The 16,091-nt window shown below is 38.6% G+C and carries 17 protein-coding genes; 14 read left to right on the forward strand and 3 right to left on the reverse strand.

Translation table 11 applies throughout. From position 1 onward, the window contains the following. Nucleotides 1-4: 4 nt before the first annotated feature. The 5 genes from atpE to atpG all read left to right on the forward strand — a co-directional run bounded on the left by atpE (nucleotide 5) and on the right by atpG (nucleotide 3,968). Nucleotides 5-193: an ATP synthase F0 subunit C gene (atpE, locus tag IQ31_RS10575; RefSeq protein WP_021188666.1), complete on the forward strand. Its 189-nt coding sequence runs from the start codon at nucleotides 5-7 to the stop codon at nucleotides 191-193. A 96-nt stretch (nucleotides 194-289) separates the two neighbouring features. Further along, entirely contained in the window at nucleotides 290-790 is a 501-nt protein-coding gene (locus tag IQ31_RS10580; RefSeq protein ID WP_046671966.1) for a F0F1 ATP synthase subunit B, read from the forward strand. Between the two features lie 29 nt (nucleotides 791-819). Beyond that, nucleotides 820-1,362, forward strand: a complete 543-nt coding sequence (gene atpH, locus IQ31_RS10585; RefSeq protein WP_075994169.1) for an ATP synthase F1 subunit delta — start codon at nucleotides 820-822, stop codon at nucleotides 1,360-1,362. 54 nt (nucleotides 1,363-1,416) lie between these two features. After that, entirely contained in the window at nucleotides 1,417-2,991 is a 1,575-nt protein-coding gene (gene atpA / locus IQ31_RS10590) for a F0F1 ATP synthase subunit alpha (protein ID WP_075994168.1), read from the forward strand. A gap of 77 nt (nucleotides 2,992-3,068) precedes the next feature. Further along, nucleotides 3,069-3,968: an ATP synthase F1 subunit gamma gene (gene atpG, locus IQ31_RS10595; protein ID WP_120333225.1), complete on the forward strand. Its 900-nt coding sequence runs from the start codon at nucleotides 3,069-3,071 to the stop codon at nucleotides 3,966-3,968. A 73-nt stretch (nucleotides 3,969-4,041) separates the two neighbouring features. Here the strand turns inward: atpG and IQ31_RS10600 are convergent, their stop codons facing one another. Further along, nucleotides 4,042-5,088, reverse strand: coding sequence for a 3-oxoacyl-ACP synthase III family protein (locus IQ31_RS10600; protein ID WP_145327953.1), 1,047 nt, complete (start codon nucleotides 5,086-5,088; stop codon nucleotides 4,042-4,044). A 78-nt stretch (nucleotides 5,089-5,166) separates the two neighbouring features. Between IQ31_RS10600 and IQ31_RS10605 the strand changes: the two genes are divergently transcribed. From IQ31_RS10605 to IQ31_RS10615, 3 genes are all read left to right on the forward strand, one after another. After that, nucleotides 5,167-5,448, forward strand: a complete 282-nt coding sequence (locus IQ31_RS10605) for an ATP-dependent Clp protease adaptor ClpS (protein ID WP_046671971.1) — start codon at nucleotides 5,167-5,169, stop codon at nucleotides 5,446-5,448. Nucleotides 5,449-5,547: 99 nt separating this feature from the next. After that, on the forward strand, nucleotides 5,548-7,989 hold the full coding sequence (locus IQ31_RS10610) for a TonB-dependent receptor (RefSeq protein ID WP_145327954.1): 2,442 nt from the start codon (nucleotides 5,548-5,550) through the stop codon (nucleotides 7,987-7,989). 67 nt (nucleotides 7,990-8,056) lie between these two features. Continuing rightward, nucleotides 8,057-8,866, forward strand: coding sequence for a 3-keto-disaccharide hydrolase (locus tag IQ31_RS10615; protein WP_083663849.1), 810 nt, complete (start codon nucleotides 8,057-8,059; stop codon nucleotides 8,864-8,866). A gap of 32 nt (nucleotides 8,867-8,898) precedes the next feature. Here the strand turns inward: IQ31_RS10615 and IQ31_RS10620 are convergent, their stop codons facing one another. Next, nucleotides 8,899-9,603 (reverse strand): YjjG family noncanonical pyrimidine nucleotidase, encoded by a 705-nt coding sequence (locus tag IQ31_RS10620; protein ID WP_075994164.1) that lies wholly within the window; start codon nucleotides 9,601-9,603, stop codon nucleotides 8,899-8,901. Nucleotides 9,604-9,814: 211 nt separating this feature from the next. On the opposite strand from IQ31_RS10620, the gene IQ31_RS10625 reads away from it, so the two are divergent. From IQ31_RS10625 to IQ31_RS10650, 6 genes are all read left to right on the forward strand, one after another. Further along, a complete protein-coding gene (locus IQ31_RS10625) occupies nucleotides 9,815-10,690 on the forward strand; it encodes a sensor histidine kinase (RefSeq protein ID WP_088162930.1) in 876 nt (291 codons plus the stop codon). Next, the gene (locus tag IQ31_RS10630; protein ID WP_070563139.1) at nucleotides 10,680-11,387 is read left to right on the forward strand and encodes a response regulator transcription factor; all 708 of its coding nucleotides are present in this window, start codon (nucleotides 10,680-10,682) and stop codon (nucleotides 11,385-11,387) included. Before IQ31_RS10625 ends, IQ31_RS10630 begins: the two co-directional genes overlap by 11 nt. A gap of 10 nt (nucleotides 11,388-11,397) precedes the next feature. Then, the gene (locus IQ31_RS10635) at nucleotides 11,398-11,916 is read left to right on the forward strand and encodes a hypothetical protein (protein ID WP_231585185.1); all 519 of its coding nucleotides are present in this window, start codon (nucleotides 11,398-11,400) and stop codon (nucleotides 11,914-11,916) included. Continuing rightward, nucleotides 11,916-12,953 carry a uroporphyrinogen decarboxylase gene (gene hemE, locus IQ31_RS10640; RefSeq protein ID WP_088162929.1) on the forward strand — a complete coding sequence of 346 codons (1,038 nt, stop codon included), beginning with the start codon at nucleotides 11,916-11,918 and terminating at the stop codon, nucleotides 12,951-12,953. Before IQ31_RS10635 ends, hemE begins: the two co-directional genes overlap by 1 nt. Before the next feature lie 171 nt (nucleotides 12,954-13,124). Then, nucleotides 13,125-13,664, forward strand: a complete 540-nt coding sequence (locus IQ31_RS10645) for a CopD family protein (protein ID WP_075994977.1) — start codon at nucleotides 13,125-13,127, stop codon at nucleotides 13,662-13,664. Between the two features lie 75 nt (nucleotides 13,665-13,739). Next, on the forward strand, nucleotides 13,740-14,621 hold the full coding sequence (locus tag IQ31_RS10650) for a proline and serine-rich protein 1 family protein (RefSeq protein WP_145327955.1): 882 nt from the start codon (nucleotides 13,740-13,742) through the stop codon (nucleotides 14,619-14,621). A gap of 21 nt (nucleotides 14,622-14,642) precedes the next feature. On the opposite strand, the gene IQ31_RS10655 is transcribed toward IQ31_RS10650, so the two are convergent. Next, a complete protein-coding gene (locus tag IQ31_RS10655) occupies nucleotides 14,643-16,076 on the reverse strand; it encodes an NAD-dependent succinate-semialdehyde dehydrogenase (RefSeq protein ID WP_145327956.1) in 1,434 nt (477 codons plus the stop codon). Nucleotides 16,077-16,091 lie beyond the last annotated feature (15 nt).

A 16,091-nucleotide genomic window follows, 5' to 3' on the forward strand; every position in this document is an offset into this window, starting at 1 on the left:
CATTATGTACAATTTAATTGGAGCCGGTTTAATCGTTATCGGTGCAGGTTTAGGTTTAGGTAAAATTGGTGGTTCTGCAATGGAAGCTATCGCTCGTCAACCAGAAGCAGCATCTAAAATCCAAACTGCAATGATTATCATTGGTGCCTTACTTGAAGGTTTAGCATTCGGTGCTTTATTATTAGGTAAATAGTCACAACGGTTTTATGGTATAACCTGCAACGGTTGGTTGCAGGTTATATTATTCCTGAATCTTAAAAAATAAGAATTATCATTATATAGTATAACAATGGATAAATTAATACATTCGTTTTCGTACGGTTTGTTTTTTTGGATGGTCATCGTCCTTGTGGTTATTATCTTTTTATTAGGTAAATTCGCATGGAAACCAATTGTTGATGCCCTAGACGAACGTGAAAAAGGTATTGCAAGTGCTTTGGAGGCTGCTGAAAAAGCTAAATTAGAAATGGCTCGTTTAACAAATGAGAACGAACAATTACTAAAAGAAGCTCGCGCAGAACGCGATGTTATCCTTAAGGAAGCAAAAGAACTTAAAGATAAGATTGTAGCCGAGGCAAAAACTCAGGCACAGGCTGAAGGTGCAAAATTGATTGCACAAGCAAAAATCGAGATCAACGAACAAAAGAACAAAGCTTTGGCAGAGGTTAAGTCTCAGGTTTCTTCTTTGTCTTTGGATATTGCTCGTAAAGTGTTAAACAAAGAATTTGAGGACCAAGGAAAGCAAGAAGCTTTAGTAGCAGATTTGCTTAATGACGTTAAATTGAACTAATCCGGTCACTCAAATTACGAAATAGAATTATGTCAGTATTTAAAGTAGCATCAAGATACGCTAAGTCATTAATCGACTTGGCTAGCGAGCAAGGCTCACTGGAAACAATCAAGGCGGATATGGATTCATTCATTGCTGTTTTAAAATCCAGTACAGAATTGCAAGCTGTTTTTGCCAATCCTATTGTTCCTTTGGACAAGAAGAAAAACATATTGGATGCGCTATTTAAAGATAAGATCAATCCAAATATCTTGGCATTCTTTAAGATCATGATCAATAAAGGTCGTGGCGAGATTGTTTATGCCACTGCTCAAGAATTTATTCGTGAGTACAACGAGGTAAAAGGAATTGTGAAAGCTACAGTTACATCTGCAGCGCCGCTTTCTGAAGCTAATTTGGCAGCGATGAAAGATGTACTTGCGAAAGAAACCAACGCTCAAGTGATATTGATCAATAAAGTTGATCATAGTTTGATCGGTGGATTTGTAGTCAATATCGGCGATCGCCAAATTGATGCAAGTATTGCTGGTAAGTTGAATAAATTGGAAAGATATTTGAATCAGAATAATTAATTTGTTCTGATACTTGAAGTAAAATAAATCAAAAAACCCCTTATAATAATTAAAATGATAGAGGTAAGACCAGATGAAGTTTCGGCAATTCTAAGAGAGCAATTGTCGGGCTTTAAATCAGAAGCCGAACTAGAGGAAGTGGGTACCGTACTTGCTGTGGGTGACGGTATTGCTCGTATTTACGGCTTAACTAAAGTTCAGTCCGGTGAGTTGGTTGAATTTGATAACGGATTACAAGGTATTGTATTAAACTTAGAAGAAGACAACGTTGGTGTTGTACTTTTAGGTCCTTCTGATGAGATCAAAGAAGGAGATACTATTAAACGTACCAACCGTATTGCATCCATCAAAGTTGGTGAAGGCTTGTTGGGACGTGTTGTAAATACTTTAGGTCAACCAATCGATGGTAAAGGACCTATTCAAGGTGATTTGTATGAAATGCCTATCGAGCGTAAAGCTCCAGGTGTTATCTACCGTCAACCGGTAACTGAGCCATTACAAACAGGTATCAAAGCGATCGATGCGATGATTCCAGTTGGTCGTGGTCAACGTGAGTTGGTTATTGGTGACCGTCAAACAGGTAAAACAGCTGTTTGTATCGATACAATCTTGAACCAAAAAGAATTCTATGATGCAGGAGAACCTGTATTTTGTATCTACGTTGCCGTAGGTCAAAAAAATTCTACAGTTGCGAATATCGTGCGTACATTGGAGGAAAGAGGTGCTATGGCTTATACAGTAGTTGTTGCTGCATCTGCTGCTGATCCTGCTCCACTTCAGTTCTATGCGCCAATGGCAGGTGCTGCTATCGGAGAGTTTTTCCGTGATACAGGCCGTCCAGCATTGATCGTTTATGATGATTTGTCTAAACAAGCGGTAGCTTACCGTGAGGTTTCGTTATTGTTACGTCGTCCACCGGGCCGCGAAGCATACCCAGGTGACGTATTTTATCTACACAGCCGTTTGTTGGAGCGTGCAGCGAAAATCAACTCTTCAGATGATATCGCACGCAATATGAATGATCTACCTGAATCGATCAAACACTTGGTGAAAGGTGGTGGTTCATTAACTGCGCTTCCGATCATTGAAACCCAAGCTGGTGACGTTTCAGCGTATATCCCAACCAACGTAATTTCAATTACAGATGGTCAGATCTTCTTGGAGTCTAACTTGTTTAACGCAGGTATCCGTCCAGCGATCAACGTAGGTATCTCTGTATCTCGTGTAGGTGGTAATGCGCAGATCAAACCGATGAAAAAGGTATCCGGTACATTAAAGTTGGATCAAGCTCAGTACCGTGAATTGGAAGCTTTTGCGAAATTCGGTTCTGATCTAGATGCTGCTACTAAATCTGTCTTGGATAAAGGTGTTCGTAACGTTGAGATCTTGAAACAAGGTCAATACTCTCCGGTTTCTGTTGAGAAGCAAGTGGCGATCATTTATATCGGAACTAAAGGTTTATTGCGTAATGTTCCTGTAAATAAAGTGAGAGAATTTGAAGAAGAATTCTTGACTCAATTGGAACAACGTCATCCAGAAGTATTGTCAGCTTTTAAAGCGAATAAGTTCTCCGATGAATTAACTGCAGTATTAGAAACAGTAGCTAAGGATTTAGCATCAAAATATTAATAGTAATGAGTATTTGGTATTGAGTCTATCGACAAGGCTCGATACTCAATACTAGGTACTTAATACTTAAAACAAATATGGCAAATTTAAAAGAAGTAAGAAACCGGATTACCTCGGTATCATCAACACAGCAGATCACGAAAGCTATGAAAATGGTTTCGGCTGCTAAATTGAAGCGCGCTACTAACGCTATCTTACAATTGCGCCCATATGCGAATAAACTAAGAGATATTTTGGCGGATGTTTCTGCGAGTGTTGAGGGAAGTAACTCTCCTTTTACAGTAGACCGCGAGCCAAATAAGGTGTTGATCGTTGTTGTTTCTTCTAATAGAGGTTTGGCTGGAGCATTCAACGCAAATGTTATCAAAGCGACTAATAACTTGATCTTTAACAAATATGCCGAGCAACATGCAAAGGGTAATTTGAGTATCATTGGTATTGGTAAAAAGGGTTATGACTTCTACTCGAAACGTAACTTCAATATGGTAGCTAATCACTCTGATTTGTTTTCTGATTTAAATTTTGGTTCTGTATCTGTGGTGACTGAATTTATCATGGAACAATTCAAAGAAGGTAATTTTGATCGTGTTGAAGTGGTCTATAATCAGTTCAAAAATGCAGCAGTTCAAGAGTTGACTGCAGAGCAGATTTTACCATTATTACCTGCGGAGGAAAACAAGCAACATACGCATAAAGCAAAAATAGAAGCTGAGGTGGATTATATCATCGAGCCTTCCAAAGAGAAGATTATCGAGGAGTTGATTCCTAAAGCAATCAAGATTCAATTATACAAAGCTGTTTTAGATTCGAATGCCTCTGAACATGGAGCACGTATGACGGCAATGGATAAAGCTACAGAGAATGCTGGTGACTTAATCAAATCACTTAAGCTATCTTACAACCAGGCACGTCAAGCTGCAATTACAACAGAATTGACGGAGATCGTATCTGGTGCAGCAGCATTATCAAACGGATAATTTTTTTATTCCGAAATATATAGAAAAAGGGCTAATCACACATGATCAGCCCTTTTTCTATATACGCTATTATCTACCATCGAATTAAGGCTGAACCCCAGGTAAATCCTGCTCCAAAAGCTGCCAAACATACGAGATCACCGTCTTTAATCTTTCCTTCTTCCCAAGCCTCGCATAGTGCTATCGGTACAGAAGCCGCAGTGGTATTCCCATATTTCTGAATATTGTTGAATACCTGATCTTCCCTTAATCCAAGAGTTTTCTGTACAAATTGCGAAATGCGAAGATTGGCCTGGTGTGGAATCAATAAATCGATATCACTGGTTTTTAAATTATTTTTTGCCAGCGCTTCATGAATGACCTCAGGAAATTTGACAACAGCTTTTTTGAAGACGGCCTGGCCATCCATATTTGGAAACGCAGTTCCATCTTCGAGCATCTCTTTGGTCATTAATAATCCGCCCAATTCCTGATCCGGCCAATTGGGCATTTTATCTAACCAAATTCCACTGGAAGCTCCGGGGTAATACATCGCTAGCTTTTCGGCTTCGGCTCCATCTGAATGTAAGTGCGTGCTCAGGATTCCTTTGCCATTTTCGGTTGTAGGCTGCACAACTACTGCTCCGGCACCATCTCCGAAAATCACGGAAACGGCTCGTCCTCTCGTAGAAAAGTCAAGCGCAAAAGAGTGTTTCTCCGAACCAACCACTAGCACATTTTTGTACATCCCTGTTTTGACAAATTGATCGGCAATAGAAAGCGCATATATAAAACCAGAACATTGGTTTCTAATATCCAGTGCCCCGATCTCCTTCATCTTCATTTCCCGTTGCAGTAGAACGGCGCAGCCCGGGAAATAATAATCTGGCGATAAGGTGGCAAAGATGATGAAGTCGACATCTTCAGGTGTAATATGGGCTCGTTCGATGGCAATTTTAGCTGCTTCGACCCTCATAGTGGTGGTGGTTTCGCCTATTCGGTCTGCATATCTACGTTCTTTAATGCCAGTTCGTTCTTGAATCCATTCGTCACTGGTATCCATAAAGCGTGTTAGGTCATTATTGGTATATACGTTTTTTGGGACGTAATAGCCAATTCCTGCAATTTTTGACTGTAACATAATAAATTCCTCTAATTGATTGTATTCTTCCCTTTTATATTATCGTTAATTTAGAAAAAAATATTCTATTTTTGCAGCATGGGTACCCAAACTGCTGAAGAAACCTTTACGTTAGAAGAGATATTAGCCTCTGTGAAAGAGTCTAATCGCCTCATTTTGTGGAATGATGAAACCAATACGTTTGAACATGTGATTCATTGTCTCATCTATCATTTACAATATACCGAGAAGCAAGCTGAGAAGATTGCCTGGAAAGTACATACTGAGGGGAAATGTGCTGTACTGGAGGGTACTTATACGGAGATGGAGATCTATCGTAAAATTCTGAAAGCCGAGGGATTGACTGTTTCTGTGGAGTAATTTGCTATTCTTTTGTTACCGTAATAATATGGTTACGCTTCAATTTTGTCTGTAAGTTTTAGTTTTCTTTGCACTATAACTTATAAACTAAGCTGAAGCATGTTTTTTTACGCTAAATCGTTTAAATCTTTCTTATTTGTATTCTTTTTACCTGTTGTTCTTTTTGCTCAAACAGGTCAAATCAAAGCTATTTTAGTCGATAGCGAAACTTCTAAACCTATTTCATCGGCTAGTGTCGCGCTCTTGGACGCCTATAGTAACGTCTTTGTTAAGGGGGGACAGTCTGTATCCCAAGGATTCCTTTTGTTGTCTGATATTAAACCTGGTAAATATAATGTCCGTATTACTTATGTTGGCTACGAGACACAAACCATTGATAGTATAGAGGTCTTAGGAAGTAAAAGCAAGGACTTAGGTCGAATTGCTTTGAAATCTACAGGTAATATGTTGAACGAAGTTGTTATTGAAGGAAGAGCTCCTGCCATGCAAATTGGTATAGACCGTAAAACCTTCAATGTTGGCGAGAGTTTGGTCAGCGCGGGTGGAACAGCGACCGATGTGCTTGCGAATGTCCCCACTTTGCAAGTTGATCAGGATGGATCGGTCAGTTTGCGTGGATCAAGTAGTGTGAAGATTTTAATCGACGGACGGGAGTCTGCCTTAGCAGGAAATGATGTAACTTCTTTGCTTCAGAGTCTACCTGCCAATTCAATTGAAAAAGTTGAAGTCATCACAAATCCATCCTCTAAATATGATGCAGAGGGCCAAACTGGGATTATCAATATCGTTTTAAAGAAAAATATTCGAACAGGGCTGAACGGATCGATAAATACATCCGCTGGTTCTTATGATAATTATATGGCTGGTATAACATTGAATTATCGTGATCGGAAATTCAATTACTTCGGATCCTATAACTTCAATAAACGAAACATGTTGGGAAGTGGGAAAACGGACAACAGGTTTTTTGGGGATAGCACGCGTAATTATAGCGAATCCGAATCGTCAAGAAAGGGCAATAGCCATACGGTAAAAGCTGGGTTTGATTATAATATGACAGACCGTACTTCATTGAGTTTTTCGGGTAATTTAAGTATACGTGATAACAAGCGAATAGAAGACTTGAATTACGAGTTCTTTAAGCAATCGCAGATGACAGGAACGAGTGTTCGAAATTCAACACAATTTGAAGATGATCTTGGTTATGAATTAAACGCCGATTTTAGACATCAATTTAAGCGAGAAGGAGAGGAGTTGACGGGGAATGCAAGTTATGGGAGAGATAAGGAAGATGGTACAAATGATTTTTCTCAAAATTACACCGATGGGCGGAAGGCCACCTCACGGAAGAATGTTACGTCTGAGGATGGTAAGAATATCAATCTTCAATTGGATTATGTTTTACCTTTCTCCGAGGTAAGCAAATTCGAGGCAGGCTACAGGTCTCAAATCAGAAAGTCATTTGATACACAATTTTCCAGATCACTCGATTCTTTAGGTAATTATGTGCCGGATTATAGAATCAGCAACGATTTTGATTTTACGAGTACTGTCCATGCGATTTATGCGAATTATCAAAATAAATTAACAGATAAAATTGGCTATCAAATTGGACTCCGGGGAGAGCAATTTGAACTCAAGTCCACCTATTTCTCCAAGGATCCAGCTGCAGTGGGAACGGAATCCAATGCTAAACAGAAATTTTTCAGGTTATATCCAACACTGTTTTTAACCTACGATGTTGGTGAAAATGGGGATAAAGTTCAATTTAGCTACTCGCGCCGTGTTCAACGGGCTCGTGGTTGGCAAGTTAACCCATTTTTAAACGTATCCGATGATTTGAATTATCGTCAGGGAAATCCGAATCTGAAACCGGAAGATGTACACAGTTTGGAAATGAGCTTTGCCAAAACCTTTGGTAAAGTAAACCTCATATCTTCTGCCTATTTCAATCACGCAAGTGAGGTTATTCAGCCATTTGTTTACAAGATAGAGGATGGAAGAACATACAGTAGATGGGAGAATATGACCAGTCGTAATCTTTCGGGTTTTGAGTTTATTTCAAAAGTCAACGCAACGAAGGATTTTGACTTTACATTTAATCTCAATTTGATCCACATTCAGTATAATGCAAACCCGGACTACGATATTAAAGAACGAAAGGATTTCGCTTATAATGCTAATCTGACCGCTAATTATCGTTTTACACCAACGTTTTCTGCTCAAATGAGAGGCGAGTATAATTCTTCGCGTGTAATGGCTCAGGGGCAGATGAATGCCATGAAAGGTATGGATCTAGCCTTAAAAAAAGATGTGTTCAAGAAGAAAGCTTCAATTATGTTGAATGTGAGAGATGTATTTAATTCGCGAAAAATGAATGGTGTGACGGAGACTGCTCAACTTATATCAGATTTTGAGCACCGTTGGATGAAGAGGATGGTAACCTTATCACTTTCCTATCGGTTTGGTAGCCAAGATTTAAACAAATCAAAGAAAAAAGTGTCGAATACAAATGAAATGGGTGGCGGAGAGGAATATTAAAAAATATTCCTCTTTATACACTCAAATGCTTAAATTTAATTTTAAAACAAACCTAAAACTAAAAAGAATGAAGTTATTAAAAACAGTTCTTGCGGTATCGGTGATTGCTTTTTCAGCACATCTTAATACTGCCGTAGCGCAAGCAAAAAAAGAGGTTCCTGCTTACAAAATCTTAGATTTACCCCGTGTAGATATCAAGAAATTTAAAAAGAATAAAGCTGGGGCCTATGTTATTTTTGATGGTACTTCCATGGAAGGCTGGAGAGGATATGATAAGACAGTAGTGCCAAAAAGATGGGTAATTAATGAGGGAGCGATCAAATTTGATAGTCAAGCCAATGTTGGTAAAGAAGAAGGTGGTGACTTGGTCTTTGCTCATGATTTCAAGAATTTCGAATTGGAGATGGAATGGAAAGTTGCTAAAGGAGCAAATTCAGGTATCTTCTTTTTAGCGAAGGAAGTGGAAGGACAACCGATTTATATCTCGTCTCCAGAATGTCAGGTTTTGGACAATGAGAACCATCCTGATGCTAAAATGGGTGTAGATGGAAACCGTAAATCGACATCATTGTACGATATGATCCCTGCTAAGCCTCAGAATGGTAAACCGTATGGCGAGTGGAATAAAGTTAAGATCAGAGTAAACAATGGCAAGGTAGAGCATTTTCAAAATGGTGTAAAGGTTGTTGAATATACATTATGGGATAAGTCCTGGATTGATTTATTGCAAAAAAGTAAATTCAGTGAGGAAAAATGGCCTTTGGCTTTTGAATTGTTGAGCCATGTTGGTGGCGATAGCAAATCGGGGCTTATCGGTCTTCAGGATCATGGAAATGATGTATGGTTTAAGAATATTACCGTTAAGGTTCTAAAATAGAAAAAGTAGCTTTAAGCTGCTTTTTCTATTTTCTATAGTATCGATTGTAATTCTTTCAAGTCGATAATCATATGTGATACATCGTCTGGTTTTTCAATAACATTTGGGTTAAAGAAAATGGCGTCCATGCCTACATTTACGGCTCCACGGATGTCGGCGTCAAGGTTATCTCCGATCATCAGTGATTGCTGGGCTTGCGCTTGAGCAGTCGTCATAGCAAACTCAAATATTCGGGGATCCGGTTTATTCACACCGATGACTTCTGAAATAAAAATATGTTTGAAGTATTTGTTTAGGTTGCTCTTTTCCAGTTTGGTCTCACAGGCCTCTTTAAAACCATTAGATATCAGGTGAAGATTGTATCTGTCACCCAAATAAGCCAAGGTTTCATGTGCATGGGGAAACAGGTTTGTTTTTTTTGGACAGATAGCGAGATACTCCAGTTCGAATTCTTCAGGAAACAACTCTGGATCCACACCGAGCTCGGTAAAGGTATCTGCAAAGCGAGCTTTCCTGAGTTCTGGTTTTGAAATCTTTCCGTGATGATAGAGTCCCCAAAGTCGATGATTGTTAACTGTATAAGTTTCTATAAAACGAGTGGATGACTCTTGATTAAACAAGTGATCAAACTTGTATTTAAAATATAGCTCGTGCAGACTTTCTTCGGCATTTTTATCAAAATCCCATATGGTATGATCTAGGTCGAAGAAAATGTCTTTTTTCTCGTGATTAAACATATGCAAAATTAAAACAAATTAACCTGAAATTCCAAGTCAGTTAGGTTATCTAGTGATGAAATTAAAAGTCACTTTTATCGATATCGGGTCTCCGATGGTTTATATGACTGTTTGGTGATTTTAGTCTTATTGCGAATCGGTTAATTTTCTTCTTTGTGTCATAATCCTTCGGATATTTCCGAATACATGGGTGAATACCTATTTTTGTCACATGAAGAAAGCGCTGTTACTCTTTTATTTTCTATTGTTCTATGCGGTTATGCAACTGATATGGTGGGGGGTGATGTTTATCCGTTTTGATCCGAGTAAAAAGAACATGATCATAGGAGAGGGAATATTCTTCTTGATTATTTTCTTGTGGGGTGCATGGCGGTTGAAGCGGCTGGTTGAGAGGGAGCAGAAACTGCTTCAACAACAGCAGAACTTTCTTTTGGCTATTACGCATGAACTTAAATCGCCATTGGCTTCCGTCAAATTGTATATTCAAACTATTTTGAGGCGTGATCTTGACAAAGAGCAACAACAAACGTTCTTGAGAAACTCGCTGAAGGATATCGAGCGTTTGGATGATCTGGTGGAAAATGTATTGATGACAACCAAGTTGGACAGCCGAAATTACAGTATGCCGAAGGAGGATTTTAATTTTACTGCTTTGGTAGAACAGGTTGTAGATAGGCTTCAGAAGAATTCCTGTAGTTCACAAGTTTTGAAACCTTATTTGGAAGCGGATATCATTATTCATGCAGATAAGTTTGCGATTAGTAATGTGGTTACTAATCTGATAGAAAATGCAATTAAGTATTCGCCGGCATGTGCTATGGTGGATGTGAAATTATATACGGAGAATAATAAAATAATTTTTTCTGTTGCTGACCATGGTATCGGTATCAGTGATGAAGAGAAAAAACTTATCTTTAATAAGTTTTATCGCGTGGGAAGTGAGGCAACACGAAAAACCAAAGGCACAGGTTTGGGGTTATATATCGTGAAAACCGTATTGCAGAAGCACGACGCGACCATAAAAGTTAAAGATAACACTCCTAAAGGGAGTATTTTTGAAGTAACATTTGAAAGAAATGCAAAGTAAACAAAGAATATTACTTGTCGAAGATGAAGAACACTTGTTAGAAGCTATCAAGTTGAATCTCGAAATGGAAGGCTACCGTGTTACTACGGCTACTGATGGAAAAAAAGCACTAAAAGTCTTCAAGGAGGAACGTTTCAACTTGGTGGTTTTGGATGTGATGATTCCCGAAATTGATGGATTCCAAGTGGCTGAAACTATTCGACTGCAAAACACTGAGGTTCCTATCATGTTTTTAACTGCGAAAAATAGCAGTGAGGATCGAATTACGGGTCTTAAGAAAGGGGCGGATGATTATCTGGTAAAACCTTTCAACTTAGAAGAATTGATTCTTCGTGTTGGAAATTTGGTGCGTCGTGGCATGAAACCAGACGATTTGAAAGAACTAAATTCTTATCAAATTGGTGATAAAACGATCTATTTTAATTCGTATGAGCTACATCATGCAGATGGCACGATCACTTCGTTGACAAAGAAGGAAACCATGCTGTTGAAACTGTTGATTGAACGACGGAATGAGGCCGTATCCCGGGAACAAATATTGGAGACCGTATGGAATTACGATGTTTACCCATCTACACGTACCATCGACAATTTTATCTTAACCTTCCGGAAATATTTCGAACCAGATCAAAAGCATCCGATTTATTTCCATTCTATCAGAGGTGTTGGTTATAAGTTTACCGACAATAACGCATAGGTAGAAAGAGATGATGACAATCAGGGCTAGAATAGCCGTTATTTTTATTGCTGCATTATTTTTGGGCTATGGCTTATACCAAGGGCATTATCAAACTGCTGTACTGATAGCAGGCGGAATAGGCTACTTGATTTGGAGTCATTTTAGAGAAGGGTCCGTTTTTTTGGCAACGCAGGCTTTTCATAGGCAAGATTATGAAAAGACAAAAAATTTGCTAGCTGAGATAAAGAATCCGGACGCACTTCGTAAAGGCAGACGTAATTTCTATGAATTTATGATGGGAAATATTGCGCTTAAAGAGGAACGTGTCGATGAGGCCGAATATCATTTTCAGCTAGCTTCACGTCTGCCTTGGAAAAAAGATAATGAAAAGGGTATGGTGATGATTAATCTGGCAAATATAGCGCTGCGAAAGTTGGATTATGAAAGAGCGAGAGCTTATACAGATGTTGCCAATAAGTTACATCTGACGGCTAGACAGAACAGCATTATTACAAAAATAGAAAACGAAATTTCAAAACATTTATAGTGAGTACTACTTTACAAAACGACTTATTGATTAAAGCTGCATTTTCGCAGCAAACGGAAAGACCTCCTGTGTGGATGATGCGTCAAGCTGGACGCTTTATGAAGGAATATTGGGATATCAAGAATAAATATTCCTTTTTGGAGATGTGCAAAACACCAGAAATTGCTGCGGATGTCACTATGCTTCCGGTAGATTTGTTAGGCATTGATGCAGCTATTTTATTTTCTGATATTTTAGTTACAGCTGAAGCCATGGGAGGGGATTTGTCCTTTGAACAAGGTGTAGGGCCTCGTTTTTCTAATCCTGTTCGTTCTGTAAAGGATGCTGAAGATTTGTCTACCAACTGTTTGGATAAATTACAGTATGTTGCTGATGCAATCAAGGTCATTCAACAACGTCTTGACAGCCGTATCCCTTTGATTGGTTTCGCGGGAGCACCATTTACAATTTTAAGTTATTTGGTTGAAGGTGGATCTTCAAAAGATTTTAAGTTAACGAAGTTGATGTTGAATAATCAGCCTGAGTTGGCACATATGATCCTTCAAAAGATCGCAGATGTAACGGTTGAATATCTTAACATGCAGATCGCAGCTGGAGTAAATGCAATTCAATTATTTGATAGCTGGGCCCTGGCTTTATCCTGGAATGATTACCGTGATTTTTCGCATTATTATAATAAGCAGATTATCGCTAAGTTGAACCGTAAGGATATTCCTGTCATTTCCTTTTGTAAAGGATCTTCTGTTTTTGCACCAATGATGGTCGAAGCGCAACCTGATGTTGTTTCTATCGATTGGAATGCAGATTTAAAAAATATTAAACAATCTCTGCCACAGGGTATTGCTGTTCAAGGAAATTTGGATCCATTTGTTTTGTATGCAGATAAACCTGTTATCAAGAAGAAGATTATCGAATTATTTGAGCGCATGAGAGGTGAAAATGGTTTTATCTTTAACTTGGGACATGGTATCATGCCAGATATTCCTTTTGATAATGTAAAATATGCCATTGAGGTTGTAAAGGAATTTAGCTATTAGTTTGCTATCTACTTCAAAAACAAAAACGACTTGCCTTTCGCAGGTCGTTTTTGTTTGCCCTATATTTAATCTATTTCGGTTGATATAGCACTTTTGTATATTGGATGTAAGATTTGCGCAATTGATGTTTGGACGTATTGAATGCTATTAACTTTTCTTATTTTTGTAACTATGGTCTATTTATATGCAAAAGCAGTTCATATTATCTTTGTGATTTGTTGGATGTCAGGTCTGTTTTATATGCCTCGACTCTTTATATATCATACAGAAGCTAAGGACAAGAGTCAAGAAGCGTTTGATGTTTTGCATAAAGAATTCAGTAAGATGGAAAAATTACTGTGGTGGGTTATTACTACTCCTGCGATGTACATCACTGTCTTTTCTGCACTAGTTATGTTATGCTATTCTCCTGGTTTATTATCCATGGGGTGGATGCATGTAAAACTGACATTCGTTCTGGGAATGATTATCTATCATTTTACCTGCCAGAAGATTATGTTCAAATTGAGTCGTCAAGAATCCAAATTAACTTCAACAAATCTCCGTTTGTTTAATGAAGTCGCAACAGTTTTATTATTCGCTATTGTTTTTACTGTTGTCTTAAAATCGGCACTGAACTGGATATTTGGCGTTTTGGGACTCTTAATTTTATCCATTGCTTTAATGATGGCCGTAAAACTTTATAAGAAGTACCGGAACAAGAAAGCATAACAAAATGTTAAATTCTTTGGTTTCTTAATCCTTTTTTATTCTGTGTAGTCGAAGGATTATAAATTGAATCGGATTATGTACAGGAAAATTTTGGTTATGGTCTCGTTGCTTATTGTCGCAACGGCTGGGTTTGCGCAGCGATACAGACCTTTTGGAGGGGCATTAAACATCTATTCTACAGATGTCCCATTTTTTCTTTATATCAACAACGTTTTGTATAATAATAGGGCTTCCACGGATATTAGGGTATCCAATTTGACGAGTCGTCGTTATGATTTGCGTATTGTATTTGCTGACAGACAGCAACGCACATTGAATGGCAGTGGTGTGCAACTTGTCAATAGAAATGGACAGTATATGAATGTGGTATTTTCTGTCAGTAGCAGAGGCGGAAATAGGGGGATTATCCTGGAATCCATGAATCCTGTAGATCGGTATAACAACGGTAATTATCGTGAGGATTTACCGTATAATAACCGGGATGGATATAGTAATGAACAAGGTAATGAGCGATACAGACAATCGGAAGATCGTGATGATTTGCCAAACAATAATCGTGGGGGATATAATAATGATCAATATAGGCAGTCAGAAGACGCTAAGGTTTATCGTAACGGTGTAGCGAATCAAGGAGGATATGCTGAAAATGAAGATAATGATCTGTCTGATGCCGGAGTAATGAATAAGACGAATTCCAATCGATTGAACGATCTATTAAATCAGAAGGAAAACGATCAGGATAGACTTGCTGTAGCTGCTCAGGAATTAAAAAGTATGCATCTAAGTGTTAGTGAAATTGTTGATTTAATGGAACTTTTTATACGAGATGATAATAAACTGGCCTTTGCCAAATATGCTTATCCAACCTGTGTGGATAAACAGAATTATGAGAAAGTAGGGGACGCCTTATCGTTCAGTTCAACAAGGGAAAAGCTAGTGGATTTTTTGAAAAAATAAAAGGAGCATTTTGCTCCTTTTTTATTCACCGCCAAAGCAGATATATTTTAATTCCATATATTCATCCAAACCGTATTTAGATCCTTCACGACCTACACCAGATTGTTTTACTCCACCAAAAGGAGCTGCTGCATTTGAAATAAGGCCTGTATTGATACCTACCATGCCAGCTTCTAGCTGTTCAGCAACACGAAAACAGCGATTTATATTTGTACTATAAAAATAGGAGGCTAGCCCAAATTCAGTCGTATTGGCCATTGCTATTCCTTCTTCTTCTGTCTTGAAACTGAAAAGGGCGCAAATTGGACCAAAAGTCTCCTCGCGGAATATAAGCGCTTCTTTCGGGACGTTGGTCAGCACAGTTGGCTGGAAAAATAGATCTTTGATGACCTTTCCTCCAGTAGCCAATTCGGCACCATGATTTAATGCGTCTTGTACATGATGCTGTACTTTTTCTAGCCCTTTTGCATTGATTAAAGGACCTACCTGGACGCCTTTGTCAAGTCCATTACCAACTTTCAATTTGCTGACAGCATGGCTAAGTTTCAATGAAAACTCATCATAGACATCTTCTTGTATTAGAAATCTATTGATGGAAACGCAAGTTTGCCCTGAGTTTCTAAATTTTCCGGCAAGCGCTCCTTCGACAGCAGCATCAATATCCGCATCGTTAAAAACCAAAAAGGGAGCATTACCACCGAGCTCCATAGATACTTTTTTAATGTTAGAGGCTGATTGTTCTATGAGTGTTTTTCCGACTTCGGTAGAGCCTGTGAAAGATAGTTTTCTTATCAGGTCGTTTGTAGCTAGTTCTTTGCCGATACCAACACTATCTTTTCCTGTAATTACGTTAAAAACACCCTTCGGAATCCCTGCATCTTCAGCCAGTTTAGCCAATGCTATAGCAGAAAATGGGGTTTGGGAGGCCGGTTTTAGCACAACGGTACAACCAGCCACCAAAGCTGGAGCAACCTTTCGGGTGATCATCGCTAAAGGAAAATTCCAGGGTGTAATTGCGGCTACGACACCTACACCTTGCCTAATCGTTATCATTCTACTTCCTTTTTTATGGGTAGGTATGGTTTCACCATAGGCTCTTTTTCCTTCTTCTGAAAACCATTCTACGAAAGAACTACCGTAGTCAACCTCTACCCTCGATTCGCTTAGCGGTTTGCCGCTTTCTAGGGTCATGATTTCCGCAAGATCGTCTTTATAGTGTTGAATAAGATCGTACCATTTGCGGACAATGTTGCAACGTTCCAGTACCGTTGTGTTTTTCCAGCTTTTCCATGCCTTGTCAGCATCAATTATGGCTTTAGTACAGTCAACTACTTTTAAATCTGGCAACGAAGCAATAACTTTTCCTGTTGCAGGATTTACCACATCAAATGTGTGTTTTGACTTGATAAATTTCCCATTGATATAGGCACTGTCAATTAAAAGTGTATTTTTCATCGATGTAAATTTAAT

The organism is Sphingobacterium siyangense (assembly GCF_007830445.1).
In the GTDB taxonomy this organism is placed as follows: Bacteria; Bacteroidota; Bacteroidia; order Sphingobacteriales; family Sphingobacteriaceae; genus Sphingobacterium; species Sphingobacterium siyangense.